Raw genomic sequence first — 16223 nt, 5'->3', positions numbered from 1 at the left:
TCTCAGCCGTCCTTCCGGCGCAGGATCGCCACGGGGTAGGTGAAGAGGAGGTCGGCCAGGCGCACGGCGCCGTCCTGGTCCGTGGTGTACTCGCGGTGCGTGAGGACGTCCTGCCACGTCCCCGGCGCGAGGACCACGGTCTCGTCCGTGAAGCCGCCCTCGGGGGCGAGGGTCGCGGGGAAGCGGGTGACCACGGTGGCCACGCCGCCGCGGTCGAAGCCCAGGGCGTGCTCGGCGAGCGCGCCCCGGAACTCCAGCGGTATGTACTCCGTGAACAGCTCGGGGTGCTCGCCGCGCAGCCGCAGGGCGCGCGAGGTCAACAGCATGCGCGCCGCCCCCGTGCCGTCCACGGGCGGGGTGGCGTCCGCGGAACCCGGCCGAGCGGCGTCGAGCCGTGCCAACATCTGCTCGCGCGCCGCGAAGTCCACGGGCCGACGGTTGTCGGGGTCCACGAGCGACGGTTCCCACAACTCCTGCCCCTGGTAGACGTCCGGGACGCCCGGCAGGGTCAGCTGCAGCGCGGTGGCCGCCAGGGCGTTGCTGAACCCCGGTGCGCTCACGCGCTCCACGCATCCCTCCACGATGCCGCGGGCGCGCGGGTTGCTGAAGAGGAAGTCGATGAACCGGGTCAGCTCCGCCTCGAAGTGCTCGTCCCCGTCCACCCACGCGGTGGACACGGACGCCTCGCGCACGGCCTTCATCGCGTAGTCCACGGCACGATTGCGCTCGAGCGGCCACGCACCCACCACGGCCTGCAGGACGAGGTTCACGGCGGGTCCGTCCGCCAGCTCGATCTGCGCGTCCTTGGCGCGATTGACGAGCGTGGCCACGGTCTCGGACCAGGCCCTGGGCTGCTCCGAGAGCACCGTGATCCGCGCACGCACCGATGCCGAGCGCTTGGTGTCGTGGGTGGTCAGTGCGTTCATGGTCGAGGGCGATTCACGCTGCCGCCGCGCCGCCTCCGCGTGGAACTGCTCGGGCGTGAGCGAGAAGACCGAGGGGTCACCGCCCACCTCGGTGAGGGATGAGAGCTTGGGGTATCGGTAGAACGCGGTGTCTTCCACGCCCTTGGCCATGACCATGCCCGAGGTCTGCTGGAAACGCTGCGCCACTCCGCTCAGGGTGCCGTTCACGTCCCCGCCGAGTTCACGCGCGAGGTCGTCGAGCACGTCCGCGAGCTCGGGGCGCCACCGCCGCGCGGCGGCGACCGCGTCGCGCAGGTACTGCGCACCCTCGGGCAGGTACGTGCGGTACACCGGGAAGTTGGCGAGGATCTCGGCGAGACCGTCGTACGACGCCGCGGCCCCGTGCGGGAAGTCGGCCGGCAGTTCGCGCACCAGGCGGTGCACCTCCGCGGCCAGGCCAGCGTCCGCCATCCGGCGCTTGGTCTCGTGGATCAGCGGGTCCCAGCGCACGGGCTGACCACCGCGCAGCTTGGTGTCCAATGAGGCGAGCTCGTAGTGCCCGCGCGCGTCCGTGAGCACCCGGTCGATCCAGCCCAACGAGTCGTAGCCCGTGGTCCCGGCCGTGCGCCACTGTTCGGGCAGGTACTCCCCCGGTTCCAAGATCTTCTCGACGACGGTCCACGCGCCGTCCGTGAGCCCGGCCAGCTTCCCGAGGTAGTCCTGCGGGTCCCGCACCCCATCCGGGTGATCGATGCGCAGCCCGTCCACGAGTCCCTCGCGGAACCAGCGCGCGACCTCCGCGTGGGACTCCTCGAAGACACGGGCGTCCTCGACCCGCACCCCGGCGAGCGTGGCCACGGTGAAGAACCGGCGGTAGTTCAGCTCGGAGTCACCGCGGCGCCAGTTGATCAGTTCGTAGTGCTGCCGCCCGTGCACCTCGGCGGGATCGTCGCCCTCGCGGTACGTGCCCTCGGCCAGGGGGTAGACGTTGTCGTAGTAGCGCAGCGTCCCATCCTGGACGGTGAGCGCGGAGAGGTCCTCGTCACCGTCGCCGAGCACCGGGATCAAGATCTTGCCGCCGCCGGCCTGCCAGTCCACGTCGAACGCGTCCGCGTAGGGGCTGTCCTGCCCCTTCTCGAGCAGCGACCACCACCACGGGTTCTCCTGCGGGGCGGCCACGCCCTGGTGGTTGGGCACGATGTCCACGACGACGCCCAGTCCGGCCTCGTGCGCGGCATCGGACAGTGCCTTCAGCCCCTCCGATCCCCCGCGTTCGGGATCCACCTCGGTGGGATCCACGACGTCGTACCCGTGGTCCGAGCCGCTCGTGGCCCGCAGGATGGGCGAGAGGTATACCCACCCCGCCCCCAGACGCTTGATGTAGGGGACCAGTTCCGCCGCGCGATGCAGGTCCTGCTGGGTAGTGATTTGCAACCGGTACGTTGAAGTGGGTGTCAGCACCCTTACAGTCTTGCCGAATGCGCGCGCTCGGGCCAGTCACTCCGCGCTCAACGAGCACCGTGACGTAAACGGCGGACGCGCCACCCGTGTGGGGTGACGCGTCCGCAGTCGTGTTCAGCGCGGCGCGGGCTGCGGGCGATCTGCCCGGTCACGCACCGCGGGGCGCTCAGGCGTCGTCGGACGACGCCGCGTACACCGCTGCCGCGACGGACGCCGCCACGGAGGCGTCCGGCTCTTCCTCGGGGGCCTCCCACGCGCGCAACAGCACCGTGGACTTGCCCGCCATCCGCAACGTGGAGGAGTGCTCACGCACGGCACCGTCCGCGTGCTCGCCGGCGGTGTCCACGATCTCCTCCCACTTCATGCCGTAGCTGGCCGGCGGCAGTGTGATGTCCACGGGCTCGGGGTTGGAGTTGAAGTACACGATGAAGTTCACGTCCGTGATCCGGCGACCGCGCATGTCCACCCCCGCGATGCCCTGACCGTTGAGCCACATGCCCACGGCACGAGCCAGGGGCTCGTCCCAGTCGGCGGGCACCATGGGCGTGCCGTCCGTGTTGAGCCACGCGATATCCGGCATGGGATCGCCCTCGGCGCGCTCGCCCATGTCCACGGGACGCCCGTCGAAGAACTGCGAGCGGCGGAACGTGGGGTGTTCGTGGCGAAGGTGGGTCATCACCGAGGTGAACTCCACGAGCGGGGTGTCCACCTTCTCCCAGTTGATCCACGTGAGCTCGTTGTCCTGGCAGTACGTGTTGTTGTTGCCCTTCTGGGTGCGCCCCGCCTCGTCACCGTGCAACAGCATGGGCGTGCCCTGGGACAGCATGAGCGTGGCGATGAAGTTGCGCTGCTGACGCGCACGCATCGCGAGTACCTCGGGATCGTCCGTGGGCCCCTCCTCACCGCAGTTCCACGAGCGGTTGTGGGACTCGCCGTCGTTGTTATCCTCGCCGTTCTCCTCGTTGTGCTTCTCGTTGTAGGACACGAGGTCCCGCAGTGTGAAGCCGTCGTGGGCGGTCACGAAGTTCACCGAGGCGAAGGGGCGCCGGCCGCTGTTCTCGTAGAGGTCAGCGGAGCCGGTGACACGGGACGCGAACTCCCCCAGGGTCGAGGGCTCACCGCGCCAGAAATCACGCACGGTGTCCCGGTACTTGCCGTTCCACTCGGTCCACTGCGGCGGGAAGTTGCCCACCTGGTAGCCACCGGGACCGATGTCCCAGGGCTCGGCGATCAGTTTGACCTGCGAGACGATCGGGTCCTGCTGGACGAGTTCGAAGAACGTGGAGAGCTTGTCCACGTCATAGAACTCACGGGCCAGCGTGGCCGCGAGGTCGAAGCGGAAACCGTCCACGTGCATCTCTGTGACCCAGTAGCGCAGCGAGTCCATGATCAGCTGCAGCGAATGCGGGTGGCGCACGTTGAGGGAGTTACCGGTACCCGTGTAGTCCATGTAGAACTTCTGGTCGTCGTCCACGGTGCGGTAGTACGCGGTGTTGTCGATGCCCTTCATGGAGAGCGTGGGGCCCAGGTGGTTGCCCTCGGCCGTGTGGTTGTACACCACGTCCAGGATGACCTCGATGTCCGCTTGGTGCAATGCGCGCACCATGGCCTTGAACTCCTGGACCTGGCTGCCCAGGTGGGAGGCCGCGCTGTACTCGTTGTGGGGCGCGAAGAACGCGATGGTGTTGTACCCCCAGTAGTTGCGCAGCCCCTTCTCGAGCAGCGTGGAGTCCTGGACGAACTGGTGCACGGGCATCAGTTCGATCGCGGTGACACCCAGCTTCTGCAGGTGTTCGATGACCGCGGGGTGGGACACACCGGCGTATGTGCCGCGCTGTTCCTCCGGGACCTCCGGGTGCTGCATGGTGAGGCCCTTGACGTGGGCCTCGTAGATCACGGACTTGTGGTACGGGGTGCGCGGGGTGCGGTCACCCTCCCAGTCGAAGAACGGGTTGATCACCACGCCCTTCATCATGTGTTCCGCGGAGTCCTGGTGGTTCTCGGAGTCCTCGTCGCCGAAGTTGTAGGAGAACAGGGACTCGTCCCAGTCGATCCCGCCCTCCACGGCCTTGGCGTAGGGGTCCAGGAGTAACTTGTCCGGGTTGCACCGCAACCCGTGGGACGGATCCCACGGCCCGTGCACCCGGTACCCGTAGCGCTGACCGGGCTGCACCTGGGGGAGGTAGCAGTGCCACACGTAGCTGTCCACGGCGGTGACCTCCACGCGCGTCTCGGTGCCATCCTCCTCGAACAGGCACAGTTCCACACGGTCCGCGACCTCGGAGAAGAGCGCGAAATTGGTCCCCGTGCCGTCGAACGTGGCGCCCAACGGGTACGGTTGTCCTGGCCAAACTTCCATGTACTTCTCCTCAGCGTGTCGTGGGGCTGTGAGCGGATCCCCGCTCACAGCCAGCCACTAACAATAGTCGTTCGGGTCGCGGCTCACGGACGGGTCAGCACCGCGCGCACGTTCTCCGCGAGCACCGACGGCGGGACGGGGCCCTCCCCATCCGCCCGTGAGGCCACCGCGTGCAGACCGGCCCCGAGGGCCGCGGCGGCCGCCCAGCGACCGTCCCCGCGGGCCCAGTCGCCCAGGACCGCGAGCGCGTCCGGGTGCTCGGCCACGTGGGCCACGACCGTGCCCAGGATCCCGGCGAGGGTGTCCCCCGAACCCGCCGTGGCCAGCCAGGGGCTCGCGTGGCCGATGCTCAGGCACAGGCATTCGTCGCACCCGGAAGCGTTCCCGTCCTCGCATGCGTCCCCGTTCCGTCCCACAGGGGACGCGATCACGGTGGACGCGCCCTTGAGCAGCACCGTGGCGCCCGTGAGGCGCGCGGCTTCACCGGCCCAGTGCACGGGGTTGGCCTCGATCTCGGAGCGCTCCACCGTGGAATCGCACACCCCGAAACCGTGGAGCCACTCGAAGACCTGGGACAGCTCCCCCGCGTGGGGCGTGAGTATCTTATGGGGGCCCAGAGCGGCGTCGACCACGGATCGCGCGGCGGCGTCGAGCGCACCTGCGTCCAGCACAGCCGGCTCCTGGGCCTCGATGATTGCCTGCACGCGCGCGGCCTGGGACTCGTCCCCCACCACGCCGGGGCCCGCGAGCCACGCCTGGACGTGGACGTCCCACGGCTGGTCGTCCGAGCACACGACCTCCGGACTGCGCGCGAGCACCATGCCGCGCGTGGTCGAATCCCCCAGGAAGCGGACCATCCCCGCGCCAGCGTTGACCGCCGCCTGGGTGCACATGATCGCCGCGCCCGGATAGCTCGACGCGCCGGCCACGACGCCCAGCACACCTCGGGTGTACTTAGTGTCGGTCGCACCGGGACGCGGCCACGCGGCGAGCACGTCACGCGGTTCGAGCCGGTGCACGGCGGGGTCGCTCAGCCGGTCCTCGATCCCGATGGGCACCACCGTGAGCGCCCCCGTGGCCTGCTCCCCCGGGGACACCACGTGGCCCGTCTTGGCCCCGCCGAACGTGATGGTCGCGTGGGCATGCAGGACCGGCTCGGGAGCCTCGCCGGTATCCGTGCTGACGCCGGAGACGAGGTCGCACGCCACGATCCGTGGGAAGCGCCGTTCACGCGCGGCGGCGGGATCCCGCTGCCGTTCGGTGAACGCCCGCACGAGCTCGGCGGCCGTACCCCGCAGCCCGCCCTGCGCACCGGTGCCGAGCACGGCGTCCACGATCAGGTGGGCGTCGGCCATGAGGGAGACCGCGCGGGACACCTCCACCGGGTGCGCGGCGGCCACGGCGTCCGAGAGTTCGCGCTCCTCGCCGTCCTGGTCGGTGAGCCGCAGCGCGGTGCCGCCGCGAGCGAGCAGCGCCCGCAGGCCCTGTTCGTACACGCGCGTGCCGGTCAGGATGGCCACGACCTTCACGCCGCTGCGGCGCAGGAACGCGCCCGCCCACAGTCCGTCCCCGCCGTTGTTGCCCGAGCCCACGAGCAGCACCGCCGTGGTGCCACCCAACAACCCTCTCCGGTTGGCCAAGCGCAACTGCGCTTCGCAGCCGCGGGCCAGTCCCAGGGCCGCACGACGCATCAGCACGTCCCCGTAGCCCTCGTCCAGCAGCGGCTGTTCCGCGGCCCGGATACTCTCGCCCGAGTACGCCTCAATCATCGCGGTGTCCTCCCTGTCCCTCGGCCACGACGAACGCCACGGCCATGCCGCCGTCGTGGGAGATCGTTACGTGCCATGTTTCCACGCCCCTGCGCCGCGCCTGCTCGGCCACGGTGCCCGCGGTGTGCAGACGGGGAGCGCCGTGGGCGTCGTTGCTGATCCAGCAGTCCTGCCAGATCATCCCCGGCGGGGCCAGCAGCGCCTTGGCCGCGGCCTCCTTGACCGCGAAGCGCGCGGCCAGCGAGCGCGGGTGCAGCTCCCGTTCGTGCGGGACGAACAGGCGTTCCCGCAATCGCGGCGTGCGCTCCAGCTGTCGTTCGAAACGGGCGATGTCCACGATGTCCACGCCGGTGCCCACAATCATGTCGCCAGCCTACCGGCGCCGCCCGACCCCTCACGGGCGCCGCGGCACGGCCCCCATGGGCGTCGCGGCATGCCCCGGTACGACGACGGCGGGTGACGCTCCCGTGGGAAGCGTCACCCGCCGTCGGACGGACGAACCGGATGATTACTCCACGGTCACGGACTTGGCCAGGTTGCGCGGCTGGTCCACGTCGTAGCCCTTGGCCCCGGCGAGTTCGCACGCGAAGATCTGCAGCGGCACCGTGGCCAGCAACGGCTGCAGTAGCGTAGGCGCCTCGGGGACGTAGAAGACGTGGTTGGCGAACTCGCGCACAGCGTCGTCGCCCTCCTCAGCGATCACGATGGTCTCGGCACCGCGAGCGCGGATCTCCTGGATGTTGGAGACCACCTTGGCGTGCAGCGAGTCCCGGCCGTTGGGCGAGGGGACGATCACGAACACGGGCTGGCCCTGGTCGATCAGCGCGATCGGCCCGTGCTTTAGCTCACCGGCGGCGAAGCCCTCCGCGTGGATGTACGCGATCTCCTTGAGCTTCAGGGCGCCCTCCATGGCCACGGGGAAGCCCACGTGACGACCCAGGAACAGCACGGATCCGGCGTCCTTCATCCCGGTCGCGAGTTCCTTGACCTGCGGCTCCACCTCGTCCAGCACGCGCTGGATCTTGGCGGGCATGGCCTCAAGCTCGGCCAGCATGGTGGAGATCTCGTCCTTGAACTTGTTGCCGCGCAACTGGGCCAGGTACAGGCCCAGCAGGTACGCCGCGGTGATCTGGGCGAGGAACGCCTTGGTGGAGGCCACCGCGATCTCGGGACCCGCGTGCGTGTAGAGCACGGCGTCCGCCTCGCGCGGGATTGTAGAACCGTTCGTGTTGCAGATCGCCACGACCTTGGCGCCCTGTTCCTGCGCGTGACGCACGGCCATGAGGGTGTCCATGGTCTCCCCGGACTGGGAGACCGCGACCACCAGGGTCTTCTCGTTCACGATCGGATCGCGGTAGCGGAACTCGTGCGCGAGCTCCACCTCGGTGGGGATCCGGCACCAGTGCTCGATCGCGTAGCGCGCGACTTGCCCGGCGTATGCTGCGGTACCGCATGCGATCACCACGATCTTGTCGATCGAGCGCAGCACGGTCTCGTCGATCTTGATCTCGTCCAGCGTGAGCCGGCCGTTCTCGTCCAGGCGGCCCAGCAGGGTGTCGCCCACGGCGGCGGGCTGGTCGTGGATCTCCTTCTCCATGAAGGACGGGTAGCCGTCCTTCTCCGCGGCGGCGGCGTCCCACTCGATGTCGAAGGGCTTGCCCTCGGCGGCGTTGCCGTGGAAGTCCACGATCGTGTAGTCGTCCGCGGTGATGGTCACGATCTGGTCCTGGCCCATCTCCACGGCCCGCTTGGTACAGTCGATGAAACCGGAGACGTCCGAGCCCAGGAAGTTCTCGCCGTCGCCCAGCCCGATCACGAGCGGCGAGTTGCGGCGCGCAGCGACCACGCGGTCCGGGTGGTCCGCGTGCACGGCCAGCAGCGTGAACGCGCCCTCGAGGCGGCGGCACGTGTCCTGCATGGCCACGGTGAGGTCCTTCTCGTCCGCGCCCTGCGCGTTGTACGTGCGGGCCAGCAGCACCGCGGCGACCTCGGTGTCCGTCTCGGACGTGAAACTCTCGCCCTGGGCGCTGAGTTCGCGCTTGATCTCGCTGAAGTTCTCGATGATCCCGTTGTGGATCATGGCCAGCTTGCCGCCGTCGACCACGTGGGGGTGCGCGTTGACGTCGGAGGGGCCTCCGTGGGTGGCCCAGCGGGTGTGGCCGATCCCGATGTTCGATTCCGGCAGGGGGTGCGCTTCGAGCTCACCGATCAGGTTGCTCAGCTTCCCGGCCTTCTTGCGGTACTCCACCGCACCGTCGGCGATCACTGCGACGCCCGCGGAGTCGTACCCGCGGTATTCCAGTCGACGAAGCCCCTCGAGGATCACCTCGAGCGCACCGTGCTGTCGCCCGTCAGCACGGTTCGAGCCCACATATCCCACAATTCCACACATGAAAAATACTGTACCGGAAACGCTACGCGCCCTAATGCCTTGCGGGAGGGGGCCCGGGCCTACACTGGTCCGAGCATGAGCACACAGCCCATAACCCACCGCGTCTCCCCTTTCGTGGAGTTGGATCGTCAGACCTGGTCCAGGCTTTCGCACGAGATCGACGTCCCGCTCACCGCGCAGGAGATCGAGAACCTGCGCGGTCTCGGTGACCGGTTGGACGTGGACGAGGTCCGCGAGGTCTATCTGCCCCTTTCGCGGTTGCTCACGCTGTACGACATGTCCTCCACACAGCTCAATGCCGCCACCAACTCGTTCCTGGGCGAGCATCACGCGCGCACCCCGTTCGTGATCGGGATCGCCGGGTCCGTGGCGGCGGGTAAGTCCACCACGGCCCGCTTGCTGCGCGAGATGCTGGCCCGCTGGCCGTCCACCCCGAACGTGCAGCTCGTGACCACAGACGGTTTCCTCTACCCCAACGCCGAACTACGACGGCGTGGACTCATGGACCGCAAGGGCTTCCCCGAGTCCTACGACCGGCGCGGGCTGCTGCGCTTCGTCTCCGAGATCAAGTCCGGCGCCCCCGAGGTGCGTGCCCCCAAGTACTCCCACGTCACCTACGACATCCTCCCGGACGAGGAAGTGGTAGTGACCCGCCCCGACGTCGTGATCGTGGAAGGCCTGAACGTGCTCGCGCCCGCGAAGCTGGAGAGCGGCAAACGCACCGCGCTCGCGCTGAGCGATTTCTTCGACTTCAGCATCTACGTGGACGCCCGCACCCAGGACATCGAACGCTGGTACGTGGAGCGCTTCCAGGCCCTGCGCTCCTCCGCGTTCTCGGACCCCGAGTCCTACTTCCACCGCTACGCGGACCTCACGGACGAGCAGGCACAGGACGTGGCCACGGACATCTGGCGGCGGATCAACGAACCTAACCTGGAGCAGAACGTGCGCCCCACACGCGGCCGCGCACGGCTGATCCTCTCCAAAGACCACGATCACAAGATCCGCAGGGTGCTGCTGCGAAAGAACTGATATTTTCAGGCCCGTTCTCACTGTGCGATGAGCGCCATGCTCAGTGGTTTCAAAGAATTCATCATGAAGGGCAACGTGATGGATCTGGCCGTTGCCGTGATCATCGGCGCCGCCTTCTCCAAGATCGTCAATGCTCTCGTCGAGAACGTCCTCATGCCCGCCATCTCGGGACTCGTCGGTTCGCCCAACTTCGACAATTTCGCCGCCGTCACGTTCAACGGCAACCAGGTCAAGTTCGGTGTGTTGCTGACCGCGATCGTGAACTTCCTGCTCATCGCCGCCGCCGTGTACTTCTGCATCGTGCTGCCCATGAACAAGATGATCGAACGCCGCAACCGCCGACTGGGCATCGAGCCCACCGATGAGCCGGCCGACCCCAACACCGTGCTGCTCACCGAGATCCGCGACGCGCTCACCGGGCACAACGCCGACGCGCTGCGCACGGACGGCACGCAGACCGGCCTCTCGGGGCAGCCCGGTACCACCGGAGGAACGATCCGCTGACCCCACCACCCCTTCGACGTCAGGAAACGGCGAGGCCCCGCACCACTTCCGGTGCGGGGCCTCGCCGTTGGTCCGTACGGTGACGCTACAGGCTGAGGTGCTGTTCCACCACGGACACGAGCTCTTCCGCCTCGCGCTGGGCGATGTCCTGCGAAGCCGCCTCCACCATGACCCGCACCACGGGTTCGGTGCCGGAGGGGCGCAATAGCACCCGCCCCTCGCTGCCGAGCCGCTCCTCCGTGCGGGCGACGGCGTCGAGCACCGGTTCGCTCGTTTTGGCCGCCGCCTTGTCCACGCCCTTGACGTTGATCATCACCTGGGGCATGCGCGTCATGGACTTGGCGAGCTCCTGCAACGGCATGCCCGTCTGAGCCACCCGTGAGGCGAGCATCAGACCCGTGAGCAGGCCGTCACCGGTGGTCGCGTAATCCGCCATGATCACGTGCCCGGACTGTTCGCCACCCAGGTTGTAGCCGTTGGCCACCATGGATTCCAGGACGTAGCGGTCCCCCACGGAGGCGCGCACGAGCTGGATCCCGGCCTCGTCCAGGGCCAGTTGCAGACCCAGGTTGCTCATGACCGTGGCCACGAGCGTGTTCTGGTTGAGCCTGCCCGCGTCCTTCATGGCCATGGCAAGGATGCACATGATCTGGTCGCCGTCCACCTCCGTGCCGGTGTGGTCCACGGCCAGGCAGCGATCTGCGTCGCCGTCGTGTGCGATGCCCAGATCCGCGCCCAGCTCACGCACGGCCTGCTTGAGCGGACCCAGGTGGGTGGAGCCCACGCCGTCGTTGATGTTCAGCCCGTCCGGTTCCGCACCGATCACGTGCACCTTGGCACCGGCGTCGCGGAACGCGTCCGGTGAGGCGCCGGACGCCGCGCCGTTCGCGCAGTCGAGCACGATCGACAGCCCGTCCAGACGGTGCGGGATGGCACCGACCAGGTGCAGGATGTAGCGGTCCTCGGCGTCAGACAAGCGGGTCACGCGGCCCACTTCCGCACCCGTGGGGCGGCGGAAATCCTTGGCCTCGTAGACCTCCTGGATAGTGTCCTCGATCGCGTCCGGCAGTTTCTTGCCCCCGTGCGCCAGGAACTTAATGCCGTTGTCCGGCGCGGGGTTGTGGGACGCGGAGATCATCACGCCGAAATCGGCGTCGATGTCCCCCACCAGGTAGGCGGCTGCCGGCGTGGGCAGCATCCCGGCGTCGTAGACGTCCACGCCGGAGCTCGCGAGACCCGCGATCACGGCCGCGCCGAGGAACTCCCCGCTCGCGCGCCCGTCCCGTGCCACGACGGCGGTGGGTCGCTTCCCGGCCTCCGCGTGGCCGTGGCCCAGGACGATCGCCGCCGCCTGGGACAGCTCCATGGCAAGTTCTGCTGTGAGGAGGCCGTTCGCGAGACCGCGAACGCCGTCCGTTCCAAAGATTCTAGACATCGAGAGTCATCTTACGACCGACGCCCGCGCAAACCCTGCGCATTCGACTCAGCCCTTCCCAGGCCGGACCACCGGGAAACCGTCCGGGTTCTCGTTGCTGTCCTCCGTGAGATCCGCCGCCCCACCCACGATCTTGGTGTCCGGCGTGCCCACCACGGAGTGGTCCTTGTTGGGGTAGTCGAACTGCGTGAGGACGTAGCGCATGGCCTCGAGCCGCGCGCGTTTCTTGTCATTGGACTTGATCACGGTCCACGGGGCGTCCCCCGTGTCCGTGTAGAAGAACATGGCCTCCTTGGCCTCCGTGTAGTCGTCCCACTTGTCCAGGGATGCCACGTCCGTGGGCGAGAGCTTCCACTGCCGCACCGGGTCCGTCCGGCGGGACTGGAACCGCGCGAGCTGCTCCGCGCGCGTCACGGAGAACCAGAACTTGATCAGGTGCGTGTCCGAGTTCACGAGCATCCGTTCGAACTCCGGCGCCTGACGCATGAACTCGTAATACTGCTGGGACGTGCAGTAGCCCATGACCCGTTCCACACCCGCCCGGTTGTACCACGAGCGGTCCATCAGCACGATCTCCCCACCGGACGGCAGGTGCTTGACGTAGCGCTGGAAGTACCATTGCGTCTGCTCGATGTCCGTGGGCTTCTCGAGCGCCACGACCCGCGCACCACGGGGGTTCAGGTGCTCCGTGAACCGCTTGATCGCCCCGCCCTTGCCCGCGGCGTCCCGGCCCTCGAAGATGATGAGCAGCTTCTGGCCGGTCTCCTTGATCCACAACTGCAGCTTGAGCAGTTCGATCTGCAGGGCCCGCTTGGTGCGCTCGTAGTCCTTGCGGGGCAGCTTCTCGTCGTACGGGTAGCCCAGTTTCCACGCGGTGGACGGTTCCGCCCCGCTCGCGTCGTTGAGTCTCTTCCCGAGCTCCGCGATCTCGTCGAGTTCGGCCGCGTAGTCCTCCACCACGGAGACCCGGTGCTGTTCCTTCTTGAGGGCCTCGTCCACCGCCACCCGCTGCTCTGTGCGCTGTTCCGTCTCGGCCTGCTGCTCCTCGACGACGGCGTTCCCCGACTTCTGCTCCGACTGCTTGCTCATACGGGCCCTCTCTCGACGGTACGGCGGGAGCGACGTCGCTCCACACCTTCATGTTACGTCCGTCACCGCGGCAGGTGGCCGCATGGCAACGCCCGGGCAACGAAACAGGGTCCCGTTCCCCGGCCGAAACCGAGGAACGGGACCCTGCACGAAAACGCCCGGCCGAGGCTTGGGCTGCTTCGTTTTAGCGCTTGGAGTACTGCGGAGCCTTGCGGGCCTTCTTGAGGCCTGCCTTCTTGCGCTCGATGACGCGGGCGTCACGGGTCAGGAAGCCGGCCTTCTTGAGGGCGGGGCGGTTGTGCTCGGCGTCGATCTCGTTGAGCGCGCGGGCCACGCCGAGGCGCAGCGCACCGGCCTGGCCGGAGGGGCCACCGCCGCTGATGCGGGCGATGACGTCGTACGCGCCCTGCAGTTCGAGCAGGCGGAAGGGGTCGTTGACCTCCTGCTGGTGCAGCTTGTTGGGGAAGTACTCCTCGAGGCTGCGACCGTTGACGCTCCACTGCCCGGAACCGGGGACCACGCGCACGCGGGCGATGGCCTGCTTGCGGCGGCCCACGGCCTGGCCGGAAACGGTCAGGGCGGGGCGGTCGGACAGGGCGGCACCGGCGACGGGCTCGGTGGACTCGGAGGTGTAGCTGGTCAGCTCCACGTCCTCGGTGATCTGCTCTTCAGTGTTCTGAGCCACGATTCTCCTTATGTGTTATTCGTTGGCCCGAATTACTGGGCGACCTGGGTGAATTCGTAGGGCTTGGGCTGCTGAGCCTGGTGCGGGTGCTCCGCACCGGCGTAGACCTTCAGCTTGGACAGTTGCTGAGCGGCCAGCTTGTTCTTGGGCAGCATGCCCTTGACGGCCTTCTCCACGGCGCGCGTGGGGTTCTTCTCGAGCAACTCGGCGTAGCTGGTGGACTTGAGCCCACCCGGGTAGCCGGAGTGACGGTAGGCGCGCTTCTTCTCGAGCTTGGCACCCGTGAGGGCGACCTTTTCCGCGTTGATGATGATGACGAAATCGCCGGTGTCCACGTGGGGAGCGAAGGTCGGCTTGTGCTTCCCGCGCAGCAGTGTTGCGGTCTGGCTGGCAAGACGACCCAGGACGACGTCGGTGGCGTCGATGACGTGCCACTGACGCTGGACGTCACCGGGCTTCGGAGTGTACGTACGCACGTTGATCTGCCTTCGTTTGTCTGCTGATGACACGAATGCTCGTGTCCGATGGTTCCGCTGTGCTTCGGGGCCCGGGTGAGATCCGGGCGGCATCCGTGCGTCCACAACCCGGTGCACCGCACGGCCCTGCGCTCTGCAACATGAGCGACCGATGCGGGTACACGTGAACCGGAGCAGAACACGCACAACAGCATTCCATATTACCGGATCACCGCCCGCCCCGCCAGTCGTGGGGCGCTATTCGTCGTGTTGGGCGGGGCGCCGAGCGCGCGTGAGCCGGGCGCGTTCGGCGAGCTGGGACTGGTCGGGATAGCGCACGGCATCAAGGACGAGACCGTACGCGGGTGCCATGAGGACGTTCGCGTCCCGGACCCGGGCGCGCAGCCGCTGACCCGGCCACCCGGCGTCGTACCGCCCCTCCCCCACGCGGACCACCGCGCCCACGATGCAGCGCACCATGTGGTGGCAGAAGGCATCCGCCTGCAGGACGATCGTGATCATGCCGCTCTCGTCGCGGTGCACGCCCGCGCGCTGCAGGTCGCGGATCGTGGTGGCGCCCTCGCGGGGTTTGCAGAAGCTCAGGAAGTCGTGCAGCCCCAGCAGTTCGCGCACGGCCCGGTCCATCGCGGGCACGTCGAGGTGCCAGGGGACCCACCACGAGAACGTGCGCGTCAGGGGGTCGTGACCGGTCACGGCGTCCGCCACGCGGTACGTGTAGCCGCGGGAGAGCGCGGAGAACCGGGCGTCGAAGCCCTCGGGGGCCACGGCGACGTCGCGCACCACGATCGCACCCACGGCGGGGTCCCAGCCGTGGGCCGCACGGTCCTTACCCAGGACCCGGTTGAGGGCGCCGTTGAGCTTGCGCGTGAGCCCCGCGGCGGCGGCATTGCGGGCCGCGACGTCCTGCACGTCGGCGGGACCGCCTGCGCTGAGATCGCCGGTGTCGGCATCACTTGCCAGGGGCCCGCGGGGACGCGAGCACGCGAACCGGGCCCACAACGGCGCGGGAACGTCCACGTGGACGGTCTGCCGACGCGCATGCACACCCGTGTCCGTGCGCCCGGCCACGACCGTGGCGCACGGCGCGCGGAAGATCAGCTCGAGCGCGTCCTCGAGCGCGCCCTGCACGCTCGGCAGCCCGGGTTGCCGGGCCCAGCCCTTGAACGGGGCGCCGTCGTAGCCCAGTTCCACCCGCAGTCTGAGGGTCTCCCCCGTCATCTGTGCGTTCCTCCCGAGGACGACGACGCCGCCGCAGGAACCTGCGGCGGCGTCGTGACGGTCGTGCTACTCAGAAGTCCCGATCACTCGGAGATCTTCTGGGCGGCGGCACCGCCGGCGGGCTGGAAGCCGGCTGCCTCGGCATTGGCCGGGGAGTCGAACCAGATCTCGGCGGTCGTGCCGGAGTACCAGCGCGAACCGGGCACGTGGTACTTCATGGAGTTGCGGTTGCCCTTGACGGTGAAGCCCTGGGGGGCCTCACCGGACTCGAGCGGCGCGTGGGAACCGGCGAACTCGGCGTCCTGGTTCTCCTCGGCGACCTCGGCGGCCTCCTCGGAGCCGATGGCCGGAGCCTGCTCCTCGGCGGGGATCTCGTTCTCCTTGACGTCCTCGGCGGTGGAACCGGCGGGGGTGTCCACGGGAGCGGCGGGCTCGGCGGCGGCCTTGGTCGTGGCGCGCTCGGCCTCGGCCACGGTCTCCCGCTTGGCCACGGGCTCCATGACGAGCTCGATCACGGCCATGGGGGCGTTGTCGCCCTTGCGGTTGCCGATCTTGGTGATGCGGGTGTACCCGCCGTCGCGGCCTTCCATGGCGGGCGCGATGCTGGTGAACAGCTCGTGCACCACGGACTTGTCGGTCAGCTGACGCATGACGCGACGGCGGGCCGCGAGGTCACCGCGCTTGGCGAACGTGATCAGGCGCTCGGCCACGGGACGCAGGCGCTTGGCCTTGGTCACGGTGGTGGTGATGCGCTTGTGCTCGAAGAGCTGCTGCGACAGGTTCGAGAGGATCATGCGCTGGTGGGTCGGCCCGGCGCCGAGACGGGGTCCCTTGGTAGGGGTAGGCATAGTAGGTCTCCTGATGATCGGGCCCGTGCGGTCCGCTCAGCGGCCGCGGG

General features: G+C 68.5%; 13 protein-coding genes. 2 read left to right on the top strand and 11 right to left on the bottom strand.

Translation table 11 applies throughout. The features are described from left to right. Positions 1-2: 2 nt before the first annotated feature. The 5 genes from treY to glmS all read right to left on the bottom strand — a co-directional run bounded on the left by treY (position 3) and on the right by glmS (position 8886). Positions 3-2366, bottom strand: coding sequence for a malto-oligosyltrehalose synthase (gene treY, locus HBK84_RS03565; RefSeq protein WP_144998338.1), 2364 nt, complete (start codon positions 2364-2366; stop codon positions 3-5). A 166-nt stretch (positions 2367-2532) separates the two neighbouring features. Further along, positions 2533-4725 (bottom strand): glycogen debranching protein GlgX, encoded by a 2193-nt coding sequence (glgX, locus tag HBK84_RS03560; RefSeq protein WP_167318197.1) that lies wholly within the window; start codon positions 4723-4725, stop codon positions 2533-2535. An 83-nt stretch (positions 4726-4808) separates the two neighbouring features. Then, positions 4809-6494 (bottom strand): bifunctional ADP-dependent NAD(P)H-hydrate dehydratase/NAD(P)H-hydrate epimerase, encoded by a 1686-nt coding sequence (locus tag HBK84_RS03555; RefSeq protein ID WP_167318196.1) that lies wholly within the window; start codon positions 6492-6494, stop codon positions 4809-4811. Then, positions 6487-6858 (bottom strand): holo-ACP synthase, encoded by a 372-nt coding sequence (locus HBK84_RS03550; RefSeq protein ID WP_035959524.1) that lies wholly within the window; start codon positions 6856-6858, stop codon positions 6487-6489. The genes HBK84_RS03555 and HBK84_RS03550 overlap by 8 nt, the downstream gene beginning before the upstream one ends. 144 nt (positions 6859-7002) lie before the next feature. Beyond that, on the bottom strand, positions 7003-8886 hold the full coding sequence (gene glmS, locus HBK84_RS03545) for a glutamine--fructose-6-phosphate transaminase (isomerizing) (RefSeq protein WP_085106416.1): 1884 nt from the start codon (positions 8884-8886) through the stop codon (positions 7003-7005). A 75-nt stretch (positions 8887-8961) separates the two neighbouring features. Between glmS and coaA the strand changes: the two genes are divergently transcribed. Next, positions 8962-9918 (top strand): type I pantothenate kinase, encoded by a 957-nt coding sequence (coaA, locus tag HBK84_RS03540; protein WP_084117926.1) that lies wholly within the window; start codon positions 8962-8964, stop codon positions 9916-9918. 36 nt (positions 9919-9954) lie between these two features. Then, the gene (gene mscL, locus HBK84_RS03535) at positions 9955-10422 is read left to right on the top strand and encodes a large conductance mechanosensitive channel protein MscL (RefSeq protein ID WP_085106415.1); all 468 of its coding nucleotides are present in this window, start codon (positions 9955-9957) and stop codon (positions 10420-10422) included. An 85-nt stretch (positions 10423-10507) separates the two neighbouring features. Here the strand turns inward: mscL and glmM are convergent, their stop codons facing one another. The 6 genes from glmM to rplQ all read right to left on the bottom strand — a co-directional run bounded on the left by glmM (position 10508) and on the right by rplQ (position 16173). After that, positions 10508-11857: a phosphoglucosamine mutase gene (gene glmM / locus HBK84_RS03530; protein WP_085106414.1), complete on the bottom strand. Its 1350-nt coding sequence runs from the start codon at positions 11855-11857 to the stop codon at positions 10508-10510. Between the two features lie 48 nt (positions 11858-11905). Beyond that, a complete protein-coding gene (ppk2, locus tag HBK84_RS03525; protein WP_085106413.1) occupies positions 11906-12946 on the bottom strand; it encodes a polyphosphate kinase 2 in 1041 nt (346 codons plus the stop codon). 184 nt (positions 12947-13130) lie between these two features. Beyond that, a complete protein-coding gene (rpsI, locus tag HBK84_RS03520; protein ID WP_064847346.1) occupies positions 13131-13631 on the bottom strand; it encodes a 30S ribosomal protein S9 in 501 nt (166 codons plus the stop codon). 32 nt (positions 13632-13663) lie between these two features. Further along, positions 13664-14107, bottom strand: coding sequence for a 50S ribosomal protein L13 (rplM, locus tag HBK84_RS03515; RefSeq protein WP_035959569.1), 444 nt, complete (start codon positions 14105-14107; stop codon positions 13664-13666). A 237-nt stretch (positions 14108-14344) separates the two neighbouring features. Beyond that, positions 14345-15325 (bottom strand): tRNA pseudouridine(38-40) synthase TruA, encoded by a 981-nt coding sequence (locus HBK84_RS03510; protein WP_167318195.1) that lies wholly within the window; start codon positions 15323-15325, stop codon positions 14345-14347. A gap of 83 nt (positions 15326-15408) precedes the next feature. Beyond that, positions 15409-16173: a 50S ribosomal protein L17 gene (rplQ, locus tag HBK84_RS03505; protein WP_167318194.1), complete on the bottom strand. Its 765-nt coding sequence runs from the start codon at positions 16171-16173 to the stop codon at positions 15409-15411. Positions 16174-16223 lie beyond the last annotated feature (50 nt).

Source organism: Kocuria sp. KD4 (genome assembly GCF_011769905.1).
GTDB classification, from domain to species: domain Bacteria; phylum Actinomycetota; class Actinomycetes; order Actinomycetales; family Micrococcaceae; genus Kocuria; species Kocuria marina.
Note: the sequence above shows the minus strand (reverse complement) of the source record. Positions and strands in the feature narration are given on the sequence as shown.

What these genes read in the sequence shown, in the direction of transcription:
- glmS (WP_085106416.1), bottom strand. Translation starts at nt 8,886, where the DNA reads ATGTGTGGAATTGTGGGATATGTGGGCTCGAACCGTGCTGACGGGCGA.
- HBK84_RS03555 (WP_167318196.1), bottom strand. Translation starts at nt 6,494, where the DNA reads ATGATTGAGGCGTACTCGGGCGAGAGTATCCGGGCCGCGGAACAGCCG.
- rplQ (WP_167318194.1), bottom strand. Translation starts at nt 16,173, where the DNA reads ATGCCTACCCCTACCAAGGGACCCCGTCTCGGCGCCGGGCCGACCCAC.
- HBK84_RS03510 (WP_167318195.1), bottom strand. Translation starts at nt 15,325, where the DNA reads ATGACGGGGGAGACCCTCAGACTGCGGGTGGAACTGGGCTACGACGGC.
- coaA (WP_084117926.1), top strand. Translation starts at nt 8,962, where the DNA reads ATGAGCACACAGCCCATAACCCACCGCGTCTCCCCTTTCGTGGAGTTG.
- ppk2 (WP_085106413.1), bottom strand. Translation starts at nt 12,946, where the DNA reads ATGAGCAAGCAGTCGGAGCAGAAGTCGGGGAACGCCGTCGTCGAGGAG.
- glgX (WP_167318197.1), bottom strand. Translation starts at nt 4,725, where the DNA reads ATGGAAGTTTGGCCAGGACAACCGTACCCGTTGGGCGCCACGTTCGAC.
- HBK84_RS03550 (WP_035959524.1), bottom strand. Translation starts at nt 6,858, where the DNA reads ATGATTGTGGGCACCGGCGTGGACATCGTGGACATCGCCCGTTTCGAA.
- glmM (WP_085106414.1), bottom strand. Translation starts at nt 11,857, where the DNA reads ATGTCTAGAATCTTTGGAACGGACGGCGTTCGCGGTCTCGCGAACGGC.
- mscL (WP_085106415.1), top strand. Translation starts at nt 9,955, where the DNA reads ATGCTCAGTGGTTTCAAAGAATTCATCATGAAGGGCAACGTGATGGAT.